This is a genomic window from Streptomyces sp. NPDC059649 (assembly GCF_042734445.1).
Classification (GTDB): domain Bacteria; phylum Actinomycetota; class Actinomycetes; order Streptomycetales; family Streptomycetaceae; genus Streptomyces.
The window spans coordinates 40,904-62,522 of record NZ_JBHWDV010000034.1; the positions used below are offsets into that span (position 1 = coordinate 40,904).

A 21,619-nucleotide genomic window follows, 5' to 3' on the forward strand; every position below is an offset into this window, starting at 1 on the left:
TACCCCGGTTTTGGGAGATACGGCTAGTCCTGGCAGACTGGACCGTCGGCCCCGGTTCACGTGACGCAATCCGCGACACGACCCGGTGCACTCCCGAACCTAGGAGAATCCCTTGAAGCGCGACATCCACCCGGAGTACGTCGAGACCCAGGTCAGCTGCACCTGTGGCGCGTCCTTCACCACCCGTAGCACCGTCGCCGGCGGCAGCATCCGTGCCGACATCTGCTCCGAGTGCCACCCGTTCTACACCGGTAAGCAGAAGATCCTGGACACGGGCGGTCGTGTGGCCCGCTTCGAGGCCCGCTTCGGCAAGAACGCCGCGGCCGCCAAGAAGTAGCGACCCACAAGGCGCCGGTCTCCGGTCGCCCCTGTCCAGGGGTGGCCGGACCGGCGCCTTTTTTGGCGGGGGACGGCCCCCGGGTAGAGACAGTCAGCCAGCCAGCAGAGGAACCCCACGATGTTCGAGGCGGTCGAAGAACTGATCGGTGAGCACGCCGATCTCGAAAAGCGGCTGGCCGACCCCGCGGTCCACGCCGACCAGCGCGAAGCCATGCGGCTCAACAAGCGCTACGCCGAGCTGACCCCGATCATCGCGACGTACCGCGAGTGGAAGCGGACCGGCGAGGACATCGAGACCGCGCGCGAACTGGCCGCGGACGACCCGGACTTCGCCGACGAGGTCAAGGAGCTCGACGCCCGCCGCGAGGAGCTGACCGAGAAGCTGCGGCTGCTGCTCGTCCCGCGCGACCCCAGCGACGACAAGGACGTCATCCTCGAGGTCAAGGCCGGCGAGGGCGGCGAGGAGTCCGCGCTGTTCGCCGGCGACCTGCTGCGGATGTACCTGCGCTACGCCGAGCGGGTCGGCTGGAAGACCGAGATCCTCGACGCCAACGAGTCCGACCTCGGCGGCTACAAGGACGTCCAGGTCGCCGTGAAGACCAAGGGCGGCAACGGCGCGGTCGAGCCCGGCCAGGGCGTCTGGGCGCGGCTGAAGTACGAGGGCGGGGTGCACCGCGTCCAGCGCGTGCCCGCGACCGAGTCGCAGGGCCGGATCCACACCTCCGCCGCCGGTGTGCTGGTCACGCCCGAGGCCGAGGAGGTCGAGGTCGAGATCCTCGCCAACGACCTGCGGATCGACGTCTACCGCTCGTCCGGGCCCGGCGGCCAGTCCGTCAACACCACCGACTCCGCGGTGCGCATCACCCACCTGCCCACCGGCATCGTCGTCTCCTGCCAGAACGAGAAGAGCCAGCTCCAGAACAAGGAGCAGGCGATGCGCATCCTGCGCTCCCGGCTGCTGGCCGCCGCCCAGGAGGAGGCCGAGCGGGAGGCCTCGGACGCCCGGCGCAGCCAGGTCCGCACGGTCGACCGCTCCGAGCGCATCCGCACGTACAACTTCCCCGAAAACCGCATTTCGGACCACCGCGTCGGCTTCAAGGCGTACAACTTGGACCAGGTGCTCGACGGCGAGCTCGACCCGGTCATCCAGGCGTGCGTGGACGCCGATTCGGCCGCCAAGCTCGCCGCCGCCCAGTAAGCCCGCACGACCCGTCCGCACGGCTGGAGGACCCCCGTGAACCTGCTGCTCGCCGAGGTGGCCCAGGCCACCCAGCGGCTGGCCGATGCCGGCGTGCCCTCACCCCGCTTCGACGCCGAGGAGCTCGCCGCGCATGTGCACGGCGTCAAGCGGAGCCAGCTGCACACGGTCCCCGACGCGGACTTCGACGCCCGCTACTGGGAGGCCGTCGCCCGCCGCGAGGCCCGTGAGCCGCTCCAGCACATCACCGGCCGGGCCTTCTTCCGCTACCTCGAACTCCACGTCGGGCCAGGGGTGTTCGTGCCCCGCCCGGAGACCGAGTCGGTGGTCGGCTGGGCGATAGACGCGGTGCGAGCCATGGACGTCGTCGAGCCCCTCATCGTCGACCTGTGCACCGGCTCCGGGGCGATCGCACTCGCCCTGGCGCAGGAGGTGCCGCGCTCCCGGGTGCACGCCGTGGAGCTGTCCGAGGAGGCCCTGGCGTACGCCAGCAAGAACGTCGAGGGGTCCCGCGTCGTTCTCCATCACGGCGACGCGCTGACCGCGCTTCCCGAACTGGACGGCCAGGTCGACCTGGTCGTCTCCAACCCGCCGTACATCCCGCTGACCGAGTGGGAGTACGTCGCACCCGAGGCCCGCGACCACGACCCCGAACTCGCGCTGTTCTCGGGCGAGGACGGCCTGGACACCATCCGCGGCATCGAGCGGACCGCACACCGCCTGCTGCGGCCCGGCGGCGTGGTCGTCATCGAGCACGCGGACACCCAGGGCGGCCAGGTCCCGTGGATCTTCACCGAGGAGAAGGGGTGGGCGGACGCGGCCGACCACCCCGACCTCAACAACAGGCCCCGTTTCGCCACCGCGCGCCGGGCGATGCCATGACGCCCACCGCCCCGATGAACCCCCCAACCGTTCGGCACCAGGAGGACCGCTGATGGCACGGCGATACGACTGCAGCGACGCGACCGACCGCGCGACCGGTCTGCGTGAGGCCGCCTCGGCCGTCCGCCGCGGTGAGCTGGTCGTGCTGCCGACCGACACCGTCTACGGCATCGGCGCGGACGCCTTCAGCGCCGAGGCCGTCGGCGACCTGCTGGAGGCCAAGGGCCGCGGCCGCGGCATGCCCTCCCCGGTTCTCGTCGGCTCGCCCAACACCCTGCACGGCCTGGTCACCGACTTCTCCGAGCTGGCCTGGGAGCTCGTCGACGCCTTCTGGCCCGGCGCGCTCACCCTCGTCGCCCGGCACCAGCCGTCGCTGACCTGGGACCTCGGCGAGACCCGCGGCACGGTCGCGGTCCGTATGCCGCTGCACCCGGTCGCGATCGAGCTGCTGACCGACGTCGGCCCGATGGCCGTCTCCAGCGCCAACCTGACCGGCCACCCCTCCCCGCAGGACTGCGACGCCGCACAGCAGATGCTGGGCGACGCGGTCTCCGTCTACCTCGACGGCGGCCCGACGCCCGCCGCCGTGCCGTCCTCGATCGTCGACGTCACCGGCAAGGTCCCGGTGCTGCTGCGTGAGGGCGCGCTCAGCGCCGACGAGCTGCGCAAGGTGGTACCCGAGCTCAAGGTGGCCAATTGATGGCGCCCCTGGGGCGTGGCATAGCGGGACCAGGCGACGACACCGACCCCCCGGTACCTTCTCCGCCCCTTTTCCGGATCCTCCACGTCAGCACCGGCAACGTCTGCCGCTCGCCCATCACCGAGCGGCTGCACCGCCATGCCCTGGAACGGCGGCTCGGCGGCGCCCACTGCGGCGGGCTGATCGTGGAGAGCGCCGGCACCTGGGGCCACGAGGGCGCCCCGATGGAGGCGCACGCGGCCACGGTGCTGACGGACTACGGCGCGGACCCGGCCGGCTTCATCGGCCGGGAACTCCTCGACGAGCACGTCATCCGCGCCGACCTGGTCCTGACCGCGACCCGCGACCACCGCGCGCAGGTCATCTCGATGGGCCACTCCGCGGGGCTGCGCACCTTCACCCTCAAGGAGTTCAACCGGCTGGTGCGGGCCATAGACCCCGCCACGCTGCCCGAACCGGACCCGGCCCTGCCGGACGGCGGGCTCGTCGAGCGGGCCCGGGCCCTGGTCGGTGCGGCCGCCGCGCTGCGCGGCTGGCTGCTCGCACCCAACCCGGAGTCCGACGAGGTCTACGACCCCTACGGCGCCCCCATCACCTTCTTCCGCTCCATCGGCGACGAGATCAACCAGGCCCTCGACCCGGTCGTCACCGCCCTCACCGGACTGCCCGCGCGGGCCTGACCCGGCGCCGCGCCGACGGGCCGTGGCGGGCCACCGGGCCGGCCGCGCCCCCGGGCGGCCCGCACGCCGCGCCCGATCGGGCCGCCGCGCCTACATTGGGACTACGTCCCGACGAGGCCCGGAGCACGCCATGCCCGCCACCACCGCGTCACCCCGCAGCGAGACCCCGGCCGAGCACGCCCCGGCCGCCGAGACCGGCGGCGAGGCCGCTGCCGACACCGCCGACGAGACGCTCGAGGACCGGGCCCGGGCCGCCGCCCGCGAGGGGGTCACACACCCCGCCGGGACCCCGGACTTCGGGGCGCTGCTGCGGCAGGACCCGGAGATCGCCGGCGTCCTCCTCGGCGAGAGCGCCCGGCAGAGCGACGGGCTGCAGCTCATCGCCGCGGAGAACTTCACCTCGCCGGCCGTCCTGGCGGCCCTCGGCTCCCCTCTGGGCAACAAGTACGCCGAGGGATATCCGGGCGCGCGGCACCACGGCGGCTGCGAAATCGTCGACCTCGCCGAGCGGATCGCCGTGGAGCGCGCCAAGGCCCTTTTCGGCGCCGAACACGCCAACGTCCAGGCCCACTCCGGGTCTTCGGCCGTTCTGGCCGCCTACGCCGCCCTGCTGCGCCCCGGGGACACCGTCCTGGCCATGTCCCTGCCGCACGGCGGACACCTCACCCACGGATCGCCCGCCAACTTCTCCGGCCGCTGGTTCGACTTCGTGGGCTACGGCGTCGACGAGGAGACCGGACTGCTGGACTACGACGCGATCCGCGAGCTGGCCCGGGCCCGCCGCCCCAAGGCGATCGTCTGCGGTTCGATCTCCTACCCCCGGCACCTCGACTACGCCGCCTTCCGTGACATCGCCGACGAGACCGGCGCGTACCTCATCGCGGACGTCGCGCACCCGATGGGCCTGATCGCCGGGGGAGTGGCGCCGAGCCCCGTGCCGTACGCGCATGTGGTGTGCGGCACCACCCACAAGGTGCTGCGCGGGCCGCGCGGCGGGATGCTGCTGTGCGGCGCAAAACTGGCCGAGCGGATCGACCGTGCGGTGTTCCCCTTCACCCAGGGGGGTGCCCAGATGAACGCGGTCGCCGCCAAGGCCGTCGCCTTCGCGGAGGCCGCCGCCCCCGCCTTCGGCGCCTACGTCCGGCAGGTCGTCGCCAATGCCCGGGCGCTCGCCGCGGCGCTCGCGGACCAGGGACTGACGATCACCACCGGGGGCACCGACACCCATCTGATCACCGCCGACCCCACGCCGCTGGGCCTGGACGCACGGACCGCCCGGGGCCGGCTGGCGGCCGCCGGGATCGTGCTGGACACCTGCGCCCTGCCCTGCGCACCGGGCGCCTCGGCCCGCCGTACGGGGCTGCGGCTGGGCACCGCCGCGACCACCACGCAGGGGATGACCGAGGCGGAGATGACGCAGGTCGCGGCGCTGATCGCGGCGGCGTTGCGGGAGGATGGCACGGCCCGCCGGGAGACTGTCGCTTTGGTCCACCGCTTTCCGCCTTATCCCGAACACGGATGACGGCCGGAACCGCGCGCTGACACCAGGCGTCTTCTCCTGTATTCACGGCCAGGGGGCGGACCCGCATAGGGTGTGGGGCTGTGATGGCCAGCTATATCTCTGGGGCAGCCCGTGCGTGAATACCTGCTGACGCTGTGCGTCACGGCCGCGATCACCTATCTGCTGACCGGGCCGGTGCGGAAGTTCGCGATCGCGGCCGGCGCGATGCCGGAGATCCGCGCGCGTGATGTGCACCGCGAGCCGACACCGCGGCTCGGCGGCATCGCCATGTTCGGCGGGCTGTGCGCCGGTCTGCTGGTCGCCTCGCACCTGACCAACCTCAAGAGCGTCTTCGAGAACTCCGACGAGCCGCGGGCGCTGCTGTCGGGCGCCGCGCTGATCTGGATCCTCGGCGTGCTCGACGACAAGTGGGGCGTGGACGCGCTGGTCAAGCTGGGCGGCCAGATGATCGCCGCGGGCGTCATGGTGCTGCAGGGCCTGACGATCCTGTGGATCCCGATCCCGGGCGTCGGCACGGTCTCGCTCACGCCGATGCAGGGCACACTGCTGACCGTCGCGCTGGTCGTGATCACCATCAACGCGGTGAACTTCGTCGACGGCCTGGACGGACTGGCCTCCGGCATGGTGTGCATCGCCGCCGCGGCGTTCTTCATGTACGCGTACCGGATGTGGTTCGGCTACGGCATCGAGGCGGCCGCGCCCGCAACGCTGTTCTCGGTCGTCCTGATGGGCATGTGCCTGGGCTTCCTGCCGCACAACATGCACCCGGCGCGGATCTTCATGGGCGACTCCGGGTCGATGCTGATCGGCCTGGTGATGGCGGCCGGTGCGGTGTCGGTGACCGGACAGGTCGACCCGGACCTGCTCAACCAGAAGGCGGGCGGTCTGCGCGAGGCCACCCACGCGATGGTGCCGGTCTACATCCCGCTGCTGCTGCCGCTGACCGTCATCGCGGTGCCGGTCGCCGACCTGATCCTGGCCATCGTGCGACGCACCTGGAAGGGCCAGTCGCCGTTCGCCGCCGACCGCGGGCACCTGCACCACCGGCTGCTGGAGATCGGCCACTCGCACAGCCGCGCGGTGCTGATCATGTACTTCTGGTCGGCGCTGATCGCGTTCGGCGCGGTGGCCTACTCGGCGAACAACGCCAGCATGTGGATCGTGCTGGGCATCGTGCTGCTCAGCGCGGTGGGCCTGGTGCTGCTCCTGCTGCCGCGCTTCACGCCGCGGGCGCCGCGCTGGGCGGAGCGGATGGTGCCGCCGCGCTACCGCAGGGTGGTCCGTACGGTGATGGCGCCGGCGGGCGACGGAGCGGTCGACGGGCTGGCGGCGGAGGAGCCCGAGCCGGTCCCGGCGGGGATCAACGGAGCGACCGCGATCGGCGACCGGTCACGCTTCGTGGACCGGCGGCGGGCGGGCAGTCACCGCTGATCCCGGGTCGGGATCGCTCGAACGGGCACCGGAAACCGGGACGGTTGACTCCATACCAGACAAAAAACCGGCTGTCAGTGCACCAACGCGCAGGTTCACGCTCAGGTGTGACAGGGTCCACACGAACCAGGTAAAGACCTCATCAAATAGTTTGTGATACCGTTCACGAAACCCGGCGACAGAGCCGAAGGACCGTAGTGCGACGGCCCTCCGGCCGCAGGTTCCGCCTCAGGCCGGGTCTACGCTCGTCCCTGACGACACACCCCCACCCCATGCCGGAGCGCCGCCATGCAGTCGAATGACGCCCGACTACTCCTTCACGCCGCTGTGCCCACGCTCGCCCTCGGCGTCATCGCCGTTGCCGTGAGCGCGGTGGTCGCCGGCGCGAAGGGAGCGATCGGCGCCGTCGTCGGCACCCTGCTGGTGCTGCTCGTCATGGGCGCGGGCCTGGTGGTCCTGCAGAAAACCGCGAAGAACCTGCCGCAGCTGTTCCAGATGATGGGGCTGCTGCTTTACACGACGCAGATCCTGTTCGTGCTGCTGTTCCTGCTCGCGTTCAAGGACACAACGCTGTTCGACACCAAGGCATTTGCGTTCACCTTGCTCGGCGCCACCCTCGTATGGATCGCGGCGCAGACCCGCGGTCATATGAAGGCAAAGATTCTGTACGTGGATCCCGACTCCGCCGAGCGCAAGAAGGCGGAGACGGCGGGGTCGCCGACGTGACACGTAGGGCCGAGATAAATGGCCTCATGCGGGCCTGCTATCGTCCGGTGCCAACTGCGGCACAGTTGGCGCAGGCGGCTGAGCTCCCGAGTCCTACGGGACGGAACGGGAAGTTCTCGCGGCCGATGCCTGCGATACGGCCCGGCTCAGAGCCGGCCAGCCGCCCCCTAATCCGTAAGACCAGTCCAGTGCCGCTCCGTGGCTCAACGCCGCGCCGACACAACGAGGTTGCCGTACCCATGCGCCACGCTGAAGGAGCTCGCGGTGAGTGCTGAAACGATGCTCGCCTTCGAGACCGACTGCCACATCTTTTCCGGGTGCGGCTTTGATGCTCCCGGGCTTCATAACTTCGTCTTCCGGCCGCTCTTCACGATCGGCGGCTACGAGTTCAACAAGCCGATGCTGCTGGCGCTGCTCAGCACGGTCGTCGTTGTCGGTTTCTTCTGGGCCGCATTCGGCAAGGCGAAGGTGGTCCCCGGAAAGCTGCAGATGATCGGCGAGGCGGGCTACGACTTCGTGCGCCGCGGACTCGTCTATGACGCGCTCGGGAAGAAGGAGGGCGACAAATACGTCCCCTTCATGGTCTCGCTGTTCTTCTTCGTGTGGATCATGAACCTGTGGTCGATCATCCCGGTCGCCGCCTTCCCGGTCACGTCGGTCATCGCCTTCCCGGTGGGCCTCGCCGCGATCGTCTACATCCTGTGGGTCTTCCTGACCTTCAAGAAGCACGGTTTCGTCGGCGCCCTGAAGAACATCACCGGCTATGACAAGTCGCTCGGCTGGGTCCTGCCGCTGATCGTCGTCATCGAGTTCCTCTCGAACATGATCATCCGGCCGTTCACGCACGCGGTCCGGCTCTTCGCGAACATGTTCGCGGGCCACCTGCTGATCCTGATGTTCACCATCGCCAGCTGGTACCTGCTGAACGGCATCGGCGTCGTCTACGCCGGCGCGTCGTTCCTCATGACCCTCGCGATGACGGCCTTCGAGCTCTTCATCCAGGCCGTCCAGGCGTACGTCTTCGTGCTCCTGGCCTGCAACTACGTCCAGGGCGCGCTCGCCGAGCACCACTGAGCACCCCGCCTCCCAGCCCAACAGCTGTCCGGTGGCCAACCCCCACCGGTCCGTGAAATGAGAAGGAAGTAACGGCATGTCCGCTGCTCTCGAGACCGTCAACCTCGCCTCCGCGACCGCCTTCACCGGCAGCGCCAGCGCGATCGGCTACGGCCTTGCGGCCATCGGCCCCGGCGTCGGCGTCGGCATCATCTTCGGTAACGGCACCCAGGCCCTGGCCCGCCAGCCCGAGGCCGCCGGCCTGATCCGCACCAACCAGATCATGGGTTTCGCCTTCTGTGAGGCGCTCGCCCTCATCGGCATCGTCATGGGCTTCGTTTTCAAGTAAACGAAACCCCCGACACCCATTAGACGGAAGGCACTGATGTGAACGCCCTGGTCACCATGGCGGCGGAGGTTCCCGAGAACCCCCTGATCCCGCCGATTCCAGAGCTGGTCATCGGCCTGATCGCTTTCTTCATCGTCTTCGGCATCCTCGCCAAGAAGCTCCTCCCGAACATCAACAACGTTCTGGACGAGCGACGGAAGCAGATCGAAGGCCGGATGGAAGAAGCCGAGGCGCTTCAGGCCGAGGCCCAGCAGGTGCTCGCGGACTACCGGGCACAGCTGGCCGACGCCCGCCACGAGGCCGCGCGCCTGCGCCAGGAGGCGCAGGAGCAGGGCGCGACCCTCATCGCGGAGATGCGCGCCGAGGGCCAGCGGCAGCGTGAGGAGATCATCGCTGCCGGTCACGCCCAGATCGACGCGGACCGCAAGCAGGCCGCGCAGACGCTGCGCCAGGACGTGGGCAGGCTCGCCACCGACCTGGCCGGCAAGCTCGTCGGCGAGTCCCTCGAGGACCACGCCCGGCAGAGCCGGACCATCGACCGCTTCCTCGACGAGCTCGAGGCCAAGGCGGCGTCGGACGCGACGAAGGCTGAGGCCGGCCGATGAACGGAGCGAGCCGCGAGGCACTCGCCTCCGCACGCGAGCAGCTCGACGCGCTGACGGACAACACGTCCGTCGACGCCGCGCAGCTCGCCGAGGAGCTGGCTGCCGTCACCGCTCTGCTCGACCGCGAGGTGTCGCTGCGTCGGGTCCTGACCGACCCGGCGCAGGCCGGCGAGGCCCGGGCCGAACTGGCCGGCCGGCTGCTCGGCAACCGGATCGGCGGCCCGGCCGTCGACCTGGTGTCCGGCATGGTCCGCTCTCGCTGGTCGCGCTCGCGTGACCTGGCGGACGCGCTCGAGGAGCTGGCCTACAGCGCCGACCTCGTCGCCGCCCAGCGGGCCGGCGCCCTCGACGACGTCGAGGACGAGCTGTTCCGGTTCGGCCGGATCGTCGGCGCCAACCCCGAGCTGCGCCGTGCGCTGACCGACCGGAACGCGGCGGCGTCGGCCAAGACGGAGCTGCTGCGTTCGCTGCTGGGCGGCCGGGCCAACCCGGTCACCGAGCGTGTCGTGATCCGTCTTGTCGTACAGCCGCGGGGCCGTAGCCTGGAAGCGGGGCTCGACGCCCTCTCCAAGCTGGCGGCGCACCGCCGGGACCGGATGGTCGCGGTGGTCACCTCCGCGGTGCCCCTCAGCGATGGACAGCGGGAGCGGCTGAGCGCCTCCCTGACCGCGCTGTACGGACGGCAGATCCACCTGAACCTCGACGTGGACCCCGAGGTCCTCGGTGGTGTCCAGGTACGGATCGGCGACGAGGTCATCAACGGGACCATCGCCGAGCGTCTCGACGAGGCGACCCGGCGGATGGCCGGCTGACCCAGCCACCAACTCAAGAGCTGCACAACCGGCGGCCAGGCGCCGGACCAGCCGGCCGGACCGAGAGGTCCGGCTGCGGTCCGGAAGAAGCCCCGGGGACCAGCACAAGCATGACGGCGGCCCGAGTTGGGCCGTAAGCGGAAAGCCCCTGGGGGACAACCCCAGACCCCGCAAGTAACTTCGGGCCCAACAAGGAGAGCAGGGAACCCAGATGGCGGAGCTCACGATCCGGCCGGAGGAGATCCGGGACGCGCTGGAGAACTTCGTCCAGGCGTACAAGCCGGACGCGGCCTCGCGCGAGGAGGTCGGCACGGTTAGCGATGCCGGTGACGGCATCGCACACGTCGAGGGACTGCCCTCGGCGATGGCGAACGAGCTGCTGAAGTTCGAGGACGGCACGCTCGGTCTTGCGCTGAACCTGGAAGAGCGCGAGATCGGTGCGGTCATCCTCGGTGAGTTCAGCGGCATCGAGCAGGGCCAGTCGGTGCAGCGCACCGGCGAGGTGCTCTCGGTCGCCGTGGGCGAGGGCTACCTCGGCCGCGTCGTCGACCCGCTGGGCAACCCGATCGACGGCCTCGGCGAGATCGAGACCGACGGCCGCCGCGCCCTTGAGCTGCAGGCCCCGGGCGTCATGGTCCGTAAGTCGGTGCACGAGCCGATGGAGACCGGCTACAAGGCCGTCGACTCGATGGTCCCGATCGGCCGCGGCCAGCGTCAGCTGATCATCGGTGACCGCCAGACCGGCAAGACCGCCCTGGCCGTCGACACGATCATCAACCAGCGCGACAACTGGCGCTCGGGCGACCCGAAGAAGCAGGTCCGCTGCATCTACGTCGCCATCGGCCAGAAGGGCTCCACCATCGCGTCCGTGCGCGGCGCGCTGGAGGAGGCCGGCGCCCTGGAGTACACCACCATCGTCGCCGCCCCGGCGTCCGACCCGGCGGGCTTCAAGTACCTCGCGCCCTACACCGGCTCGGCCATCGGCCAGCACTGGATGTACCAGGGCAAGCACGTCCTGATCATCTTCGACGACCTTTCGAAGCAGGCCGACGCCTACCGCGCCGTGTCCCTGCTCCTGCGCCGTCCGCCGGGCCGCGAGGCCTACCCGGGCGACGTCTTCTACCTGCACTCGCGTCTGCTGGAGCGCTGCGCCAAGCTCTCCGACGACATGGGCGCCGGCTCGATGACCGGTCTCCCGATCGTCGAGACCAAGGCGAACGACGTGTCGGCGTTCATCCCGACCAACGTCATCTCCATCACCGACGGCCAGTGCTTCCTGGAGTCGGACCTGTTCAACGCCAACCAGCGTCCGGCGCTGAACGTCGGTATCTCCGTCTCCCGCGTCGGTGGTTCCGCCCAGCACAAGGCCATGCGCCAGGTCTCCGGCCGGCTCCGCGTGGACCTCGCCCAGTACCGCGAGCTGGAGGCGTTCGCCGCCTTCGGTTCCGACCTGGACGCGGCCTCCAAGGCGCAGCTGGAGCGCGGTAAGCGCATGACCGAGCTCCTCAAGCAGAGCCAGTACAACCCGTACCCGGTCGAGGACCAGGTCGTCTCCATCTGGGCCGGCACCAACGGCAAGATGGACGACGTCCCGGTCGAGGACATCCGCCGCTTCGAGCGGGAGCTCCTCGACCACCTGCGCCGGGAGAAGAAGGACCTCCTGACCAGCATCCGCGAGGGCGCCAAGATGTCCGACGACACCATCGGGGCGATCTCCGAGGCCGTCGACGGCTTCAAGCGGCAGTTCGAGACCTCGGACGGCAAGCTGCTCGGCGAGGACACCACGGCCGGCACGAGCAAGTGACGACGGAAGGGACCTGATCCATGGGAGCCACGCTCCGGGTCTACAAGCGTCGCATCCGCTCCGTCACCGCGACCAAGAAGATCACCAAGGCGATGGAGATGATCGCCGCCTCGCGCGTCGTCAAGGCGCAGCGCCAGGTGGCGGCGTCGACGCCGTACGCGAGTGAACTGACCCGCGCGGTGACAGCGGTTGCCACCGGCTCGAACACCCAGCACCCGCTGACGACCGAGGCGGAGTCCCCGGTCCGGGCCGCACTGCTGCTCATCACGAGCGACCGCGGTCTGGCCGGCGGTTACTCCTCCAACGTCATCAAGGCCGCGGAGCAGCTCACCGAGCGGCTCAAGGCCGAGGGCAAAGAGGTCGACGTCTACATCGTCGGGCGCAAGGGTGTGTCGTACTACAGCTTCCGCGAGCGCAAGGTCGTGGATTCGTGGACCGGCTTCACCGACAGTCCGACGTACGCGGACGCCAAGACGATCGCCGCACCGCTGATCGAGGCCGTGCAGAAGGACACCGCCGAGGGCGGCGTGGATGAACTCCACATCGTCTTCACGGAGTTCGTCTCGATGATGACGCAGACGGCGCTCGACGACCGGCTGCTGCCGCTGTCCCTGGACAAGGCGGCCGCCGAGTCGGCGGAGTCGTCCAAGGGCGAGATCCTTCCGCTGTTCGATTTCGAGCCGTCGGCCGAGGACGTCCTGGACGCCCTGCTGCCGCGGTACGTCGAGTCGCGGATCTACAACGCGCTCCTGCAGGCCGCCGCCTCCAAGCACGCCGCCACCCGGCGCGCGATGAAGTCGGCGACCGACAACGCAGAAGACCTCATCAAGTCGCTCTCGCGGCTTGCCAACGCGGCCCGCCAGGCCGAAATCACCCAGGAAATCAGCGAGATCGTCGGTGGCAGTGCCGCACTGGCCGACGCGACCGCGGGGAGTGACTGACAACTATGACCACCACTGTTGAGACGGCCGCGGCGACGGGCCGCGTCGCCCGTGTCATCGGCCCGGTCGTCGACGTGGAGTTCCCCGTCGACGCGATGCCGGACATCTACAACGCACTGACCGTCGAGGTCGCGGACCCGGCCGAGGCCGGTGCCAAGAAGATCCTGACCCTCGAGGTCGCCCAGCACCTGGGCGAGGGCCTGGTCCGTGCGATCTCCATGCAGCCCACCGACGGTCTGGTCCGCCAGGCCGCGGTGACCAACACGGGCAACGGCATCACCGTGCCGGTCGGCGACGTCACCAAGGGCAAGGTGTTCAACACCCTTGGTGAGATCCTGAACAAGCCGGAGGCCGAGTCCGAGGTCACCGAGCGCTGGCCGATCCACCGCAAGGCCCCGTCCTTCGACCAGCTCGAGTCGAAGACCGAGATGTTCGAGACCGGCGTCAAGGTCATCGACCTGCTGACCCCGTACGTCAAGGGCGGCAAGATCGGTCTGTTCGGTGGTGCCGGTGTCGGCAAGACCGTTCTGATCCAGGAAATGATCTACCGCGTGGCCAACAACCACGACGGTGTGTCGGTGTTCGCCGGTGTCGGCGAGCGCACCCGTGAGGGCAACGACCTCATCGAGGAGATGACCGACTCCGGCGTCATCGACAAGACCGCCCTGGTCTTCGGTCAGATGGACGAGCCGCCGGGCACCCGTCTCCGTGTCGCGCTGGCCGGTCTGACCATGGCGGAGTACTTCCGCGATGTGCAGAAGCAGGACGTGCTGTTCTTCATCGACAACATCTTCCGCTTCACCCAGGCCGGTTCCGAGGTGTCGACCCTGCTCGGCCGGATGCCCTCCGCGGTGGGTTACCAGCCGAACCTGGCCGACGAGATGGGTCTCCTCCAGGAGCGCATCACCTCGACCCGCGGTCACTCGATCACCTCGATGCAGGCGATCTACGTCCCCGCGGACGACCTGACCGACCCGGCGCCGGCGACGACCTTCGCGCACCTCGACGCGACGACGGTCCTCTCCCGCCCGATCTCGGAGAAGGGCATCTACCCGGCGGTCGACCCGCTGGACTCGACGTCCCGGATCCTGGACCCGCGTTACATCTCGCAGGACCACTACGAGTGCGCCTCGCGCGTCAAGACGATCCTGCAGAAGTACAAGGACCTCCAGGACATCATCGCGATTCTGGGTATCGACGAGCTCGGCGAGGAGGACAAGCTCACCGTCCACCGCGCCCGTCGTATCGAGCGGTTCCTGTCGCAGAACACCCACGTGGCGAAGCAGTTCACCGGTGTGGACGGTTCGGACGTGCCGCTGGACGAGTCGATCTCCGCGTTCAACGCGATCGCGGACGGCGACTACGACCACTTCCCCGAGCAGGCCTTCTTCATGTGCGGTGGTCTTGAGGACCTGAAGAACAACGCCAAGGAGCTGGGCGTCTCCTGACCCCCGTACCGGTCCCGGGGGCGGCCCTGGCCGCCCCCGGTCCGTACGACCACTAGTATTTGACCCAACATCTGCCACACCAGGCAGGTGGAGACCCGAGGAGCCATCGTGGCTGAGCTGCACGTCGAGTTGGTCGCCGCCGACCGTCAGGTCTGGTCCGGCAAGGCCAGCCTGGTCGTCGCGCGCACCTCGTCGGGCGACATCGGCGTCATGCCCGGACACCAGCCGCTGCTCGGCGTGCTGCAGTCGGGCCCGGTGACGATTCGTACGACCGGCGAGAGCGGGGACGGCACCGTCGTCGCCGCCGTGCACGGCGGCTTCATCTCGTTCGCCGACAACAAGCTGTCCCTGCTCGCAGAGGTGGCCGAGCTGTCGGACGAGATCGATGTCCAGCGCGCGGAGCGGGCCCTGGAGCGAGCGAAGTCGGACGCTGATGCGGCCGCCGAGCGTCGCGCCGATGTCCGGCTGCGTGCGGTGACGGGCGTTCACTGAGCCCCGTCACCGACGAGATCGATCCTCAGCCGCGGGCTGCCCGGAATTCTCCGGAGCGGCCCGCGGCTGAGGCAATGCAGGTGCGTTTCCCACCCCCGGGTTTCGTCCGGGGGCACCCAACGAGGCGAGGAGGTCGGTGGAGATGGTCCTCGCTCTGCTTGTGAGCGGCGCGGTCGTGGTACTGGTGCTGCTGGGGCTGTTCGTCTTCGGACTGAGGCGGCGGCTCATCCAGCGGTCCGGCGGCACCTTCGACTGCAGTCTGCGCTGGAACGTGCCGGAGAACGAGCCCAGCGGCAAGGGCTGGATCTACGGCGTGGCGCGCTACAACGGCGACCGGATCGAGTGGTTCCGGGTCTTCTCGTACGCGCCCCGGCCCCGCCGCCTGCTGGAGCGCTCCGCCATCGAGGTGCTGGAGCGCCGTACCCCCCAGGGTGAGGAGGAACTCGCCCTGCTCTCCGACTCCATCGTGCTGGCCTGCCGGCACCGCGGCACCCGCCTGGAACTGGCGATGAGCGAGGACGCGCTCACGGGTTTCCTGGCGTGGCTGGAGGCGGCCCCGCCTGGGCAGAGGGTGAACGTGGCTTGAGGGCTTGAGGGCCTGGTGGTTTGAGGGTTTGAGGCCCTGCCTTGAGGGCCTGAGGCTTGAGAGTCTGAGGTCTGAGGCTTGAGGGTCTGACCGGAGCGGGGGCCGGGTTCCCTAGGGCTCCCCCTAGGGCAGGGGCGAACGGATCCCGTAAGGGTCGCGTGGGCCCCCTGCGGGGCCACAACGCGAGGGTGGGGGAGGGTATTCCCGTACGGCCGGGGAGGGCGTTCCCTACGGCCCGTCGACTCCCAACTCCTGGGCCAGGACCGCCGCTTGGACCCGGCTGCGCAGGTCGAGTTTGGCCAGGAGGCGGCTGACGTGGGTCTTGACGGTGGCCTCGGCCATCGCCAGGCGTAAGGCGATGTCGGCGTTGGAGAGACCGCGGCCCAGGCAGCCCAGTACTTCGCGTTCGCGTGGCGTCAGTGCGTCCAGGACCGACGGATCGGGGGCGTCCGCGTCGCGTGCGGCCCGCGCCGCGGTACGCGGACTGGCGAATTCCGCGATCAGCCGGCGGGTGACCGCGGGCGCGATCAGTCCCTCGCCGGACGCCACCGTGCGCACCGCGGTCAGCAGCGCGCCCGCATCGCTGTCCTTGAGCAGGAATCCGGCGGCGCCCGCCCGCAGCGCGCCGAAGACGTACTCGTCCAGGTCGAAGGTGGTCAGCACCAGGACGTCCGCCAGCTTCTCGGCGACCACCCGGCGGGTGGCGGAGACCCCGTCCAGCCGCGGCATCTGAATGTCCATCAGCACCAGGTCGGGGCGCAGTTCCCGGGCCAGCCGGACCGCCTCCTCGCCGTCCTCCGCCTCCCCGACGACATCGATGTCGGGGACGGAGCGCAGGATGAGCACCAGCCCGGCCCGTACTGCGGACTGGTCCTCGGCGACGAGAACCCGGATCGGCTGCGCTTCGGCGCCTGTCATCGTTGCTCTTCCTCCTCGGCCGCGGGCAGCGCTGCCCGCACCAGCCAGACTCTGCCGGCCGGCCCACTCTCCGGGCCGGCCTCGAATGCCCCGCCCAGCAGGGCGGTCCGCTCGCGCATCCCGACCAGACCGGTGCCCGACCCCGGAGCCCGGGGCCCGGGCCGGTCGGCGAACGGGCTGCGGACGGTGACGGTGAGCGCCCCGCCGCGGTCGTGGGCGATCCGCACCCGGACCTCGCCGGGCGCGGCGTGCTTGAGCGCGTTGGTCAGGGACTCCTGGACGATCCGGTAGACGGCCAGCTCGACCGGGGCGGCGGTGCGCGGGCCGGGCCCGCTGCCGTCCGGGCGGCGCGCGTCGTCCAGGACGAAGGTCAGCCCGCTGCTCGCGCCGTTCGTCCGGGCCTGGGCGATCAGCGCGTCCAGCCCGTCGAGGGTGGGCGTGGCGGCCGGCTCCTCGGCGTACTCGGCGGAGGCCTCCGGGTCGCGTAACAGGCCGATCAGCCGGCGCATTTCGGACAGACCCTGCACGCTGTTCTCCCGGATGACGCCGAGCGCCTCCTGGGTCGCCGACGGGTCGTCGATGGACTGGGCGGCGGTGGCGTGGATCGCGATCGCGGAGAGGTGGTTGGCGACCATGTCGTGGAGTTCCCGGGCCATCCGCGCGCGTTCGCCTGCCACCGCCTGGGTCCGGTCCATCTCGGCCAGCAGCGCGGTCTGTTCGGCCCGCAGCCGGGCGGACTCGGCGGCATCGCGGTGGTTACGGATGATCAGGCCGGTCCAGGCCGGTGCGATGGTGATCACCGCGATGCCGATGACGACCATCACGACCTGCGGGTTCTGCCACGCCGCGGTCAGTGCGACGGCCGCCACGACCGTGCCCAGCACCGAGTACAGCGGGATCCGGCGGGCCGCGGACGCCGGGCCGTAGAGCACCGCCGCGTAGACGACGTCGGTGAACATCAGGACGGTGGCGACGAGCGTGCCGGCGCAGATGTCCAGCGCCAGGGCGGGCACCGCGATGCCCAGGGCCGTCAACGGGGCGGTTCGGCGCAGCAGCTCCGCGCCGGACATCGCGGTGAGCGCGAGCAGGGTGAGCGCGGGCGGCAGTCCCAGCCGGGCCGGTCCGCCGTGCAGATCCATCGCCCACAGCAGCAGTCCGCCGAGCAGCCCGCCGCCCGCGATGAGCACATCGAGTCGGTGCGGCCGGCCGACGGCGGCGGGAGAGCTGGCGGTCACCCCTCCATCAAACACGGCGGCGGCGTCCGCTGCCTCCACGTCGCGGTCATCCCCGCGCTTCGCGCGCTACATCGAAAGATGCAGTGCGGGATCGTCGCAGGTGACGACGTTTCGGGCGGGCGCCACTGGGAGGCTTGGGGTATTCGGTGGAAGATCCTGAGAGGAGGCGGCCGTGGTCGTCACGCTGATCATCGCCTGCGAAGTCGGCTTCTGGGTGCTGCTGGCGGGGGGCCTGGCCCTGCGCTACCTGGCACGGATGCCGCGGACCGGGGCGGCGGTGCTCCTGATGGAACCGCTGCTGGAGCTGGTGCTGCTGATCGTCACGGCGATCGACCTGAAGAACGGCGCCTCCGCCGACTGGAAACACGGGCTGGCGGCGCTCTACATCGGCTACACGGTCGCCTACGGCCACTACACGATCAAGTGGGTCGACGGCCACTTCTACCACCGCTTCGCGGGCGGCCCGCGGCCCCCGAAGCGTTACGGCATGGACCGCGCGAAGCACGAGGGGATGCTGTGGCTGCGCACGGTCGTGTGGGTGGCCGTCGCGCTCGGGCTGCTGCAGCTGGCGATCTGGTACGTCGGCACGGACGGCGACACCGCGTCGCTGCGCGACTGGCAGGGCACCTCGCTGCGCATCCTGATGATCCACGGCGTGATCGCCGTGACCTACCTCATCTGGCCGAAGAAGGCCCCGAGGGACGCCGCCCCCGCCCCCACCCGGTCCGAAGCGGCACCCACCCCCCAGGAAAAGACACTCCGCTAACGGGCGCCGCGGGGGCCGGCCCGGCAGCACCCGGCCCAGCAGCGCCCGGCCCGGCAGCGCCCGGCCGGGCTGCCGCCGCGGGCTTCAGCGTGTGCCGGCCGGGTGTCGGGCGCCTGCCGCCCGCTGGTCAGCGTTCGCCGCCCGGGACCCACAGGACGTCGCCGATCTCCTTGTTGGCCGTGCGGGCCAGGATGAAGAGGAGGTCGGAGAGGCGGTTGAGGTAGGTGGCGGTGAGGGGGTTCATGGTGTCGCCGTGTTCCTCGAACGCGGCCCAGGTGGAGCGTTCGGCGCGGCGGACGACCGTGCAGGCCTGGTGCAGCAGGGCCGCGCCGGGGGTGCCGCCCGGGAGGATGAAGCTGCGCAGCTTGTCGAGGTCGGCCAGGAAGCGGTCGCAGTCGGCCTCCAGCTTGTCGATATAGCTCTGCTCGACGCGCAGCGGGGGGAATTCGGGGTTCTCGGCCACCGGTGTCGACAGGTCCGCACCCACGTCGAACAGGTCGTTCTGCACGCGGGTGAGGACCTTGACGACCTCGGCGTCGAGCTGTCCCAGCGCGATGGCGGTACCGATCACCGCATTCGCCTCATTGGCGTCCGCATAGGCCGCGATCCGCGAATCGGTCTTGGCGGTACGGCTCATGTCGCCCAGGGCGGTGGTGCCCTTGTCGCCGGTGCGGGTGTAGATGCGCGTCAGATTCACCATACGGGCGAGACTACGCCGCGGCCCTCCGGAAGGCGCGGGCGCCGAGCGCCAGGGAGAGCGCGGCGAAGGCGACCGCCGCCAGTGATCCGTACAGGACCGCCGAGGACGCGTAGTCGCCGACGAACGCCGCCCGTACCGCGTCCACGAAGTAGCGCAACGGCATGACGTGCGAGAGCACGTCCAGCCACGTCGGCCCCAGCGTCATCGGCAGCATCAGCCCGGACAGCAGCATCGAGGGCATGGTAACGGCGTTGATCACCGGCCCGAATTCCTGCGGTGTGTTCACCTTCAGCGCCAGCGTGTACGACAGCGAGGCCAGGGCCACGGTCAGCGCGGCGACGAACGCGAAACCGATGAGGATGCCGGGCAGCGGAGCCCGCAGCCCCAGCACCAGCGCCGCCAGTACCAGCAGCACGGCCTGGAAGACGAACAGCAAGGCGTCCCGGAGCAGCCGCCCCAGCAGCAGCGCCGGCCGGCTCACCGCCGTCACCCGCATCCGCTCGACGACGCCGAACTGCTTCTCGACGATGATGCCGAAGCCGCAGAACGAGGCGCCGAACAGGCCGAGTTGGAGCAGCAGGCCGGGCACCAGCACCTGCCAGGAGCTGCCGGACGAGGACAGCGGCAGCCGGGTCAGCAACGGGCCGAAGAAGAGCAGGTACAGCAGCGGCATCAGCACGCCGAAGAGCATCTGGAGTTTCGAGCGCAGGGTCTGCCGGGCGTAGCGGCCGAAGACCAGCGCGGTGTCGGACAGAAGGGAGGACATGAAGGTCGGCTCCTAGACGGCGAGCGGGGTGGTGGCCCGGGAGGCGGGGGCGCGGCCGGTGATGGCGAGGAAGGTGTCCTGGAGGGACGCGTCGGGGGAGCCGCCGTGAGTGCGCTTGAGGGCGTCCGGCGTGCCGTCGGCGACCACCACGCCCTTGTCGATGATCACCAGCCGGTCGGCGAGCGCATCGGCCTCGTCGAGGTAGTGGGTGGTCAGGAGCACGGTCGTGCCGTGCTCGGCGCGGATCCGGCGGACCAGGTCCCAGAGGTCGGCGCGGCTGCCCGGATCGAGGCCGGTGGTCGGCTCGTCGAGGAAGAGGACCTCGGGGCGGTGGGTCAGGCCCATGGCGATGTCCAGCCGGCGCCGCTGGCCGCCGGAGAGGGTGGCGGTCTTTCGGTCCAGGAGGTCGCTCAGGCCCAGGTCGGCGGCCAACTCCTCGGCGCGGTCCCGGGCTTCGGCCCTGCCCAGGCGGTAGAGGCGGCCCTGGGTGACGAGTTCCTCGCGGACCGAGACGTTCGGGTCGACGCCGCCGGACTGGGCGACGTATCCGGAGGCGCGGCGCACCCCGGCCGGGTCGCGGGCCAGATCGCAGCCGGCGATGGTCGCGGTGCCGCCGGTGGGCGCGAGGAGGGTGGTGAGCATCCGCAGGGTGGTGGTCTTGCCGGCGCCGTTGGGGCCGAGGAAGCCGAGGATCTCGCCGCGCTCGGCCGTGAGGTCGATCCCGCGGACGGCCTCGACGGGGCCGCGCTTGGTGTGGAAGGTCCGGGCGAGTCCGGACGCGCTGAGTACGGGCATGCCGCTAGAAAAACAGAGAGCCTGAAAAATTGCAACGTCCCCAAAATTTCATTGAGCCCAGTCACGGGTAGGCTGGGGGCATGGCAGAGGGACTCAGGGAGCGGAAGAAGCGGCAGACCCGCCAGTACATCTCGGACATGGCCACCGGTCTCTTCCTGGAGCGCGGCTTCGACGCGGTGACCATCGCGGAGATCGCCGAGGCCGCCGACGTCTCCGTCAACACCGTGTACAACTACTTCCCGGCGAAGGAGGACCTCTTCTTCGACCGCAGCAAGGGGGTCGTCGACCGGCTGTCGCGGTTCGTACGGGGCCGGCGCGCGGGGGAGTCCGCCGCCCTCGCCGTCCTTCGGGAGCTGCGCGAAGAGGTGGAGAGCGTGTCGCCCAAGGTGGGCCTCATCGAGGGCTATGAGCGCTTCATGAAGGTCGTCCACGGCTCGCCGTCCCTCCAGGCCCGCCTGTGGTACATGCAGCGCGAACAGCACGAGGACCTGGAGGCCACCCTCCGGGAGGAGACCGGCGCGGCGGACGGCGACCCGATGCCCGCCCTGATGGCCGGCCAGATCAACTGGGTGCACCAGACGTTGATGACGACCATCGCCCACGAGATGATCGCCGGCCGCAAGCCGGCCGTGGTCTCGCGTGAGGCGCTGGTCCTGCTCGACGAGATGGAGGAGCTGCTGAGCGAGCGGGTCCTCAACTACGGGGTGCGGGCGGCCGGCTGAGCGCGCGGGGCCGGCGTCGCCCACGTGCGTCGGCGGAGCCGGGCCGGCCGGTCTCTCCCGTCCGGTCTCTCCCGGTCGTCCGTCCCCGTGTGATGTCCGTCATGTCGACCGAACGCCGCGGCCCGAAGGGCCCCGTTGAGGGGCGGTGA

Annotated in this window: 24 protein-coding genes; 19 read left to right on the forward strand and 5 right to left on the reverse strand. The window is 70.2% G+C overall.

Annotation, left to right across the window (positions count from 1 at the left end; all coding sequences use genetic code 11):
• The first annotated feature begins 112 nt into the window (after window positions 1–112).
• From rpmE to ACFV1J_RS28460, 17 genes are all read left to right on the forward strand, one after another.
• Window positions 113–337, forward strand: a complete 225-nt coding sequence (gene rpmE, locus ACFV1J_RS28380; protein ID WP_385862715.1) for a 50S ribosomal protein L31 — start codon at window positions 113–115, stop codon at window positions 335–337.
• 120 nt (window positions 338–457) lie between these two features.
• On the forward strand, window positions 458–1,537 hold the full coding sequence (prfA, locus tag ACFV1J_RS28385) for a peptide chain release factor 1 (protein ID WP_385862718.1): 1,080 nt from the start codon (window positions 458–460) through the stop codon (window positions 1,535–1,537).
• Window positions 1,538–1,573: 36 nt separating this feature from the next.
• Window positions 1,574–2,419 carry a peptide chain release factor N(5)-glutamine methyltransferase gene (prmC, locus tag ACFV1J_RS28390; RefSeq protein WP_385862720.1) on the forward strand — a complete coding sequence of 282 codons (846 nt, stop codon included), beginning with the start codon at window positions 1,574–1,576 and terminating at the stop codon, window positions 2,417–2,419.
• Window positions 2,420–2,471: 52 nt separating this feature from the next.
• A complete protein-coding gene (locus tag ACFV1J_RS28395; protein WP_360957925.1) occupies window positions 2,472–3,119 on the forward strand; it encodes an L-threonylcarbamoyladenylate synthase in 648 nt (215 codons plus the stop codon).
• On the forward strand, window positions 3,116–3,799 hold the full coding sequence (locus tag ACFV1J_RS28400; protein ID WP_385862723.1) for a protein-tyrosine-phosphatase: 684 nt from the start codon (window positions 3,116–3,118) through the stop codon (window positions 3,797–3,799). Before ACFV1J_RS28395 ends, ACFV1J_RS28400 begins: the two co-directional genes overlap by 4 nt.
• Before the next feature lie 130 nt (window positions 3,800–3,929).
• Window positions 3,930–5,321, forward strand: a complete 1,392-nt coding sequence (glyA, locus tag ACFV1J_RS28405; RefSeq protein ID WP_385862724.1) for a serine hydroxymethyltransferase — start codon at window positions 3,930–3,932, stop codon at window positions 5,319–5,321.
• A gap of 111 nt (window positions 5,322–5,432) precedes the next feature.
• Entirely contained in the window at window positions 5,433–6,752 is a 1,320-nt protein-coding gene (locus ACFV1J_RS28410) for an MraY family glycosyltransferase (protein ID WP_385862726.1), read from the forward strand.
• A 288-nt stretch (window positions 6,753–7,040) separates the two neighbouring features.
• On the forward strand, window positions 7,041–7,478 hold the full coding sequence (locus ACFV1J_RS28415; RefSeq protein ID WP_385862727.1) for a hypothetical protein: 438 nt from the start codon (window positions 7,041–7,043) through the stop codon (window positions 7,476–7,478).
• Between the two features lie 279 nt (window positions 7,479–7,757).
• Window positions 7,758–8,552, forward strand: coding sequence for a F0F1 ATP synthase subunit A (gene atpB / locus ACFV1J_RS28420; protein WP_385862800.1), 795 nt, complete (start codon window positions 7,758–7,760; stop codon window positions 8,550–8,552).
• 76 nt (window positions 8,553–8,628) lie between these two features.
• Window positions 8,629–8,880: an ATP synthase F0 subunit C gene (atpE, locus tag ACFV1J_RS28425; RefSeq protein WP_030414140.1), complete on the forward strand. Its 252-nt coding sequence runs from the start codon at window positions 8,629–8,631 to the stop codon at window positions 8,878–8,880.
• Between the two features lie 38 nt (window positions 8,881–8,918).
• Window positions 8,919–9,485, forward strand: a complete 567-nt coding sequence (locus tag ACFV1J_RS28430) for a F0F1 ATP synthase subunit B (RefSeq protein ID WP_385862729.1) — start codon at window positions 8,919–8,921, stop codon at window positions 9,483–9,485.
• Window positions 9,482–10,297: a F0F1 ATP synthase subunit delta gene (locus ACFV1J_RS28435; protein WP_385862731.1), complete on the forward strand. Its 816-nt coding sequence runs from the start codon at window positions 9,482–9,484 to the stop codon at window positions 10,295–10,297. Before ACFV1J_RS28430 ends, ACFV1J_RS28435 begins: the two co-directional genes overlap by 4 nt.
• Before the next feature lie 211 nt (window positions 10,298–10,508).
• Window positions 10,509–12,101 (forward strand): F0F1 ATP synthase subunit alpha, encoded by a 1,593-nt coding sequence (gene atpA, locus ACFV1J_RS28440; protein WP_385862733.1) that lies wholly within the window; start codon window positions 10,509–10,511, stop codon window positions 12,099–12,101.
• 20 nt (window positions 12,102–12,121) lie between these two features.
• On the forward strand, window positions 12,122–13,042 hold the full coding sequence (locus tag ACFV1J_RS28445) for a F0F1 ATP synthase subunit gamma (protein ID WP_385862735.1): 921 nt from the start codon (window positions 12,122–12,124) through the stop codon (window positions 13,040–13,042).
• A 5-nt stretch (window positions 13,043–13,047) separates the two neighbouring features.
• Window positions 13,048–14,490, forward strand: coding sequence for a F0F1 ATP synthase subunit beta (atpD, locus tag ACFV1J_RS28450; RefSeq protein WP_385862737.1), 1,443 nt, complete (start codon window positions 13,048–13,050; stop codon window positions 14,488–14,490).
• Window positions 14,491–14,598: 108 nt separating this feature from the next.
• Window positions 14,599–14,982, forward strand: coding sequence for a F0F1 ATP synthase subunit epsilon (locus ACFV1J_RS28455; protein WP_261955682.1), 384 nt, complete (start codon window positions 14,599–14,601; stop codon window positions 14,980–14,982).
• A gap of 142 nt (window positions 14,983–15,124) precedes the next feature.
• Complete coding sequence (locus tag ACFV1J_RS28460; RefSeq protein WP_030414133.1) at window positions 15,125–15,568, forward strand: DUF2550 domain-containing protein; 444 nt, start codon at window positions 15,125–15,127, stop codon at window positions 15,566–15,568.
• A gap of 228 nt (window positions 15,569–15,796) precedes the next feature.
• Here the strand turns inward: ACFV1J_RS28460 and ACFV1J_RS28465 are convergent, their stop codons facing one another.
• Window positions 15,797–16,486, reverse strand: coding sequence for a response regulator (locus tag ACFV1J_RS28465; RefSeq protein ID WP_385862739.1), 690 nt, complete (start codon window positions 16,484–16,486; stop codon window positions 15,797–15,799).
• The gene (locus ACFV1J_RS28470; RefSeq protein ID WP_385862741.1) at window positions 16,483–17,721 is read right to left on the reverse strand and encodes a sensor histidine kinase; all 1,239 of its coding nucleotides are present in this window, start codon (window positions 17,719–17,721) and stop codon (window positions 16,483–16,485) included. Before ACFV1J_RS28470 ends, ACFV1J_RS28465 begins: the two co-directional genes overlap by 4 nt.
• A gap of 172 nt (window positions 17,722–17,893) precedes the next feature.
• Between ACFV1J_RS28470 and ACFV1J_RS28475 the strand changes: the two genes are divergently transcribed.
• On the forward strand, window positions 17,894–18,487 hold the full coding sequence (locus tag ACFV1J_RS28475; protein WP_385862743.1) for a hypothetical protein: 594 nt from the start codon (window positions 17,894–17,896) through the stop codon (window positions 18,485–18,487).
• 127 nt (window positions 18,488–18,614) lie between these two features.
• Here ACFV1J_RS28475 and ACFV1J_RS28480 read toward each other — a convergent pair whose 3' ends face one another.
• Genes ACFV1J_RS28480 through ACFV1J_RS28490 form a run of 3 tightly spaced genes read right to left on the reverse strand, consistent with a single transcriptional unit; the run spans window position 18,615 to window position 20,748 of the window.
• Window positions 18,615–19,187 (reverse strand): cob(I)yrinic acid a,c-diamide adenosyltransferase, encoded by a 573-nt coding sequence (locus ACFV1J_RS28480; protein ID WP_360958857.1) that lies wholly within the window; start codon window positions 19,185–19,187, stop codon window positions 18,615–18,617.
• A 10-nt stretch (window positions 19,188–19,197) separates the two neighbouring features.
• Complete coding sequence (locus tag ACFV1J_RS28485; protein ID WP_385862745.1) at window positions 19,198–19,953, reverse strand: ABC transporter permease; 756 nt, start codon at window positions 19,951–19,953, stop codon at window positions 19,198–19,200.
• Window positions 19,954–19,965: 12 nt separating this feature from the next.
• Window positions 19,966–20,748 (reverse strand): ABC transporter ATP-binding protein, encoded by a 783-nt coding sequence (locus ACFV1J_RS28490; RefSeq protein ID WP_385862746.1) that lies wholly within the window; start codon window positions 20,746–20,748, stop codon window positions 19,966–19,968.
• 80 nt (window positions 20,749–20,828) lie between these two features.
• Between ACFV1J_RS28490 and ACFV1J_RS28495 the strand changes: the two genes are divergently transcribed.
• Window positions 20,829–21,470 carry a TetR/AcrR family transcriptional regulator gene (locus ACFV1J_RS28495; protein ID WP_385862750.1) on the forward strand — a complete coding sequence of 214 codons (642 nt, stop codon included), beginning with the start codon at window positions 20,829–20,831 and terminating at the stop codon, window positions 21,468–21,470.
• Window positions 21,471–21,619: the final 149 nt, after the last annotated feature.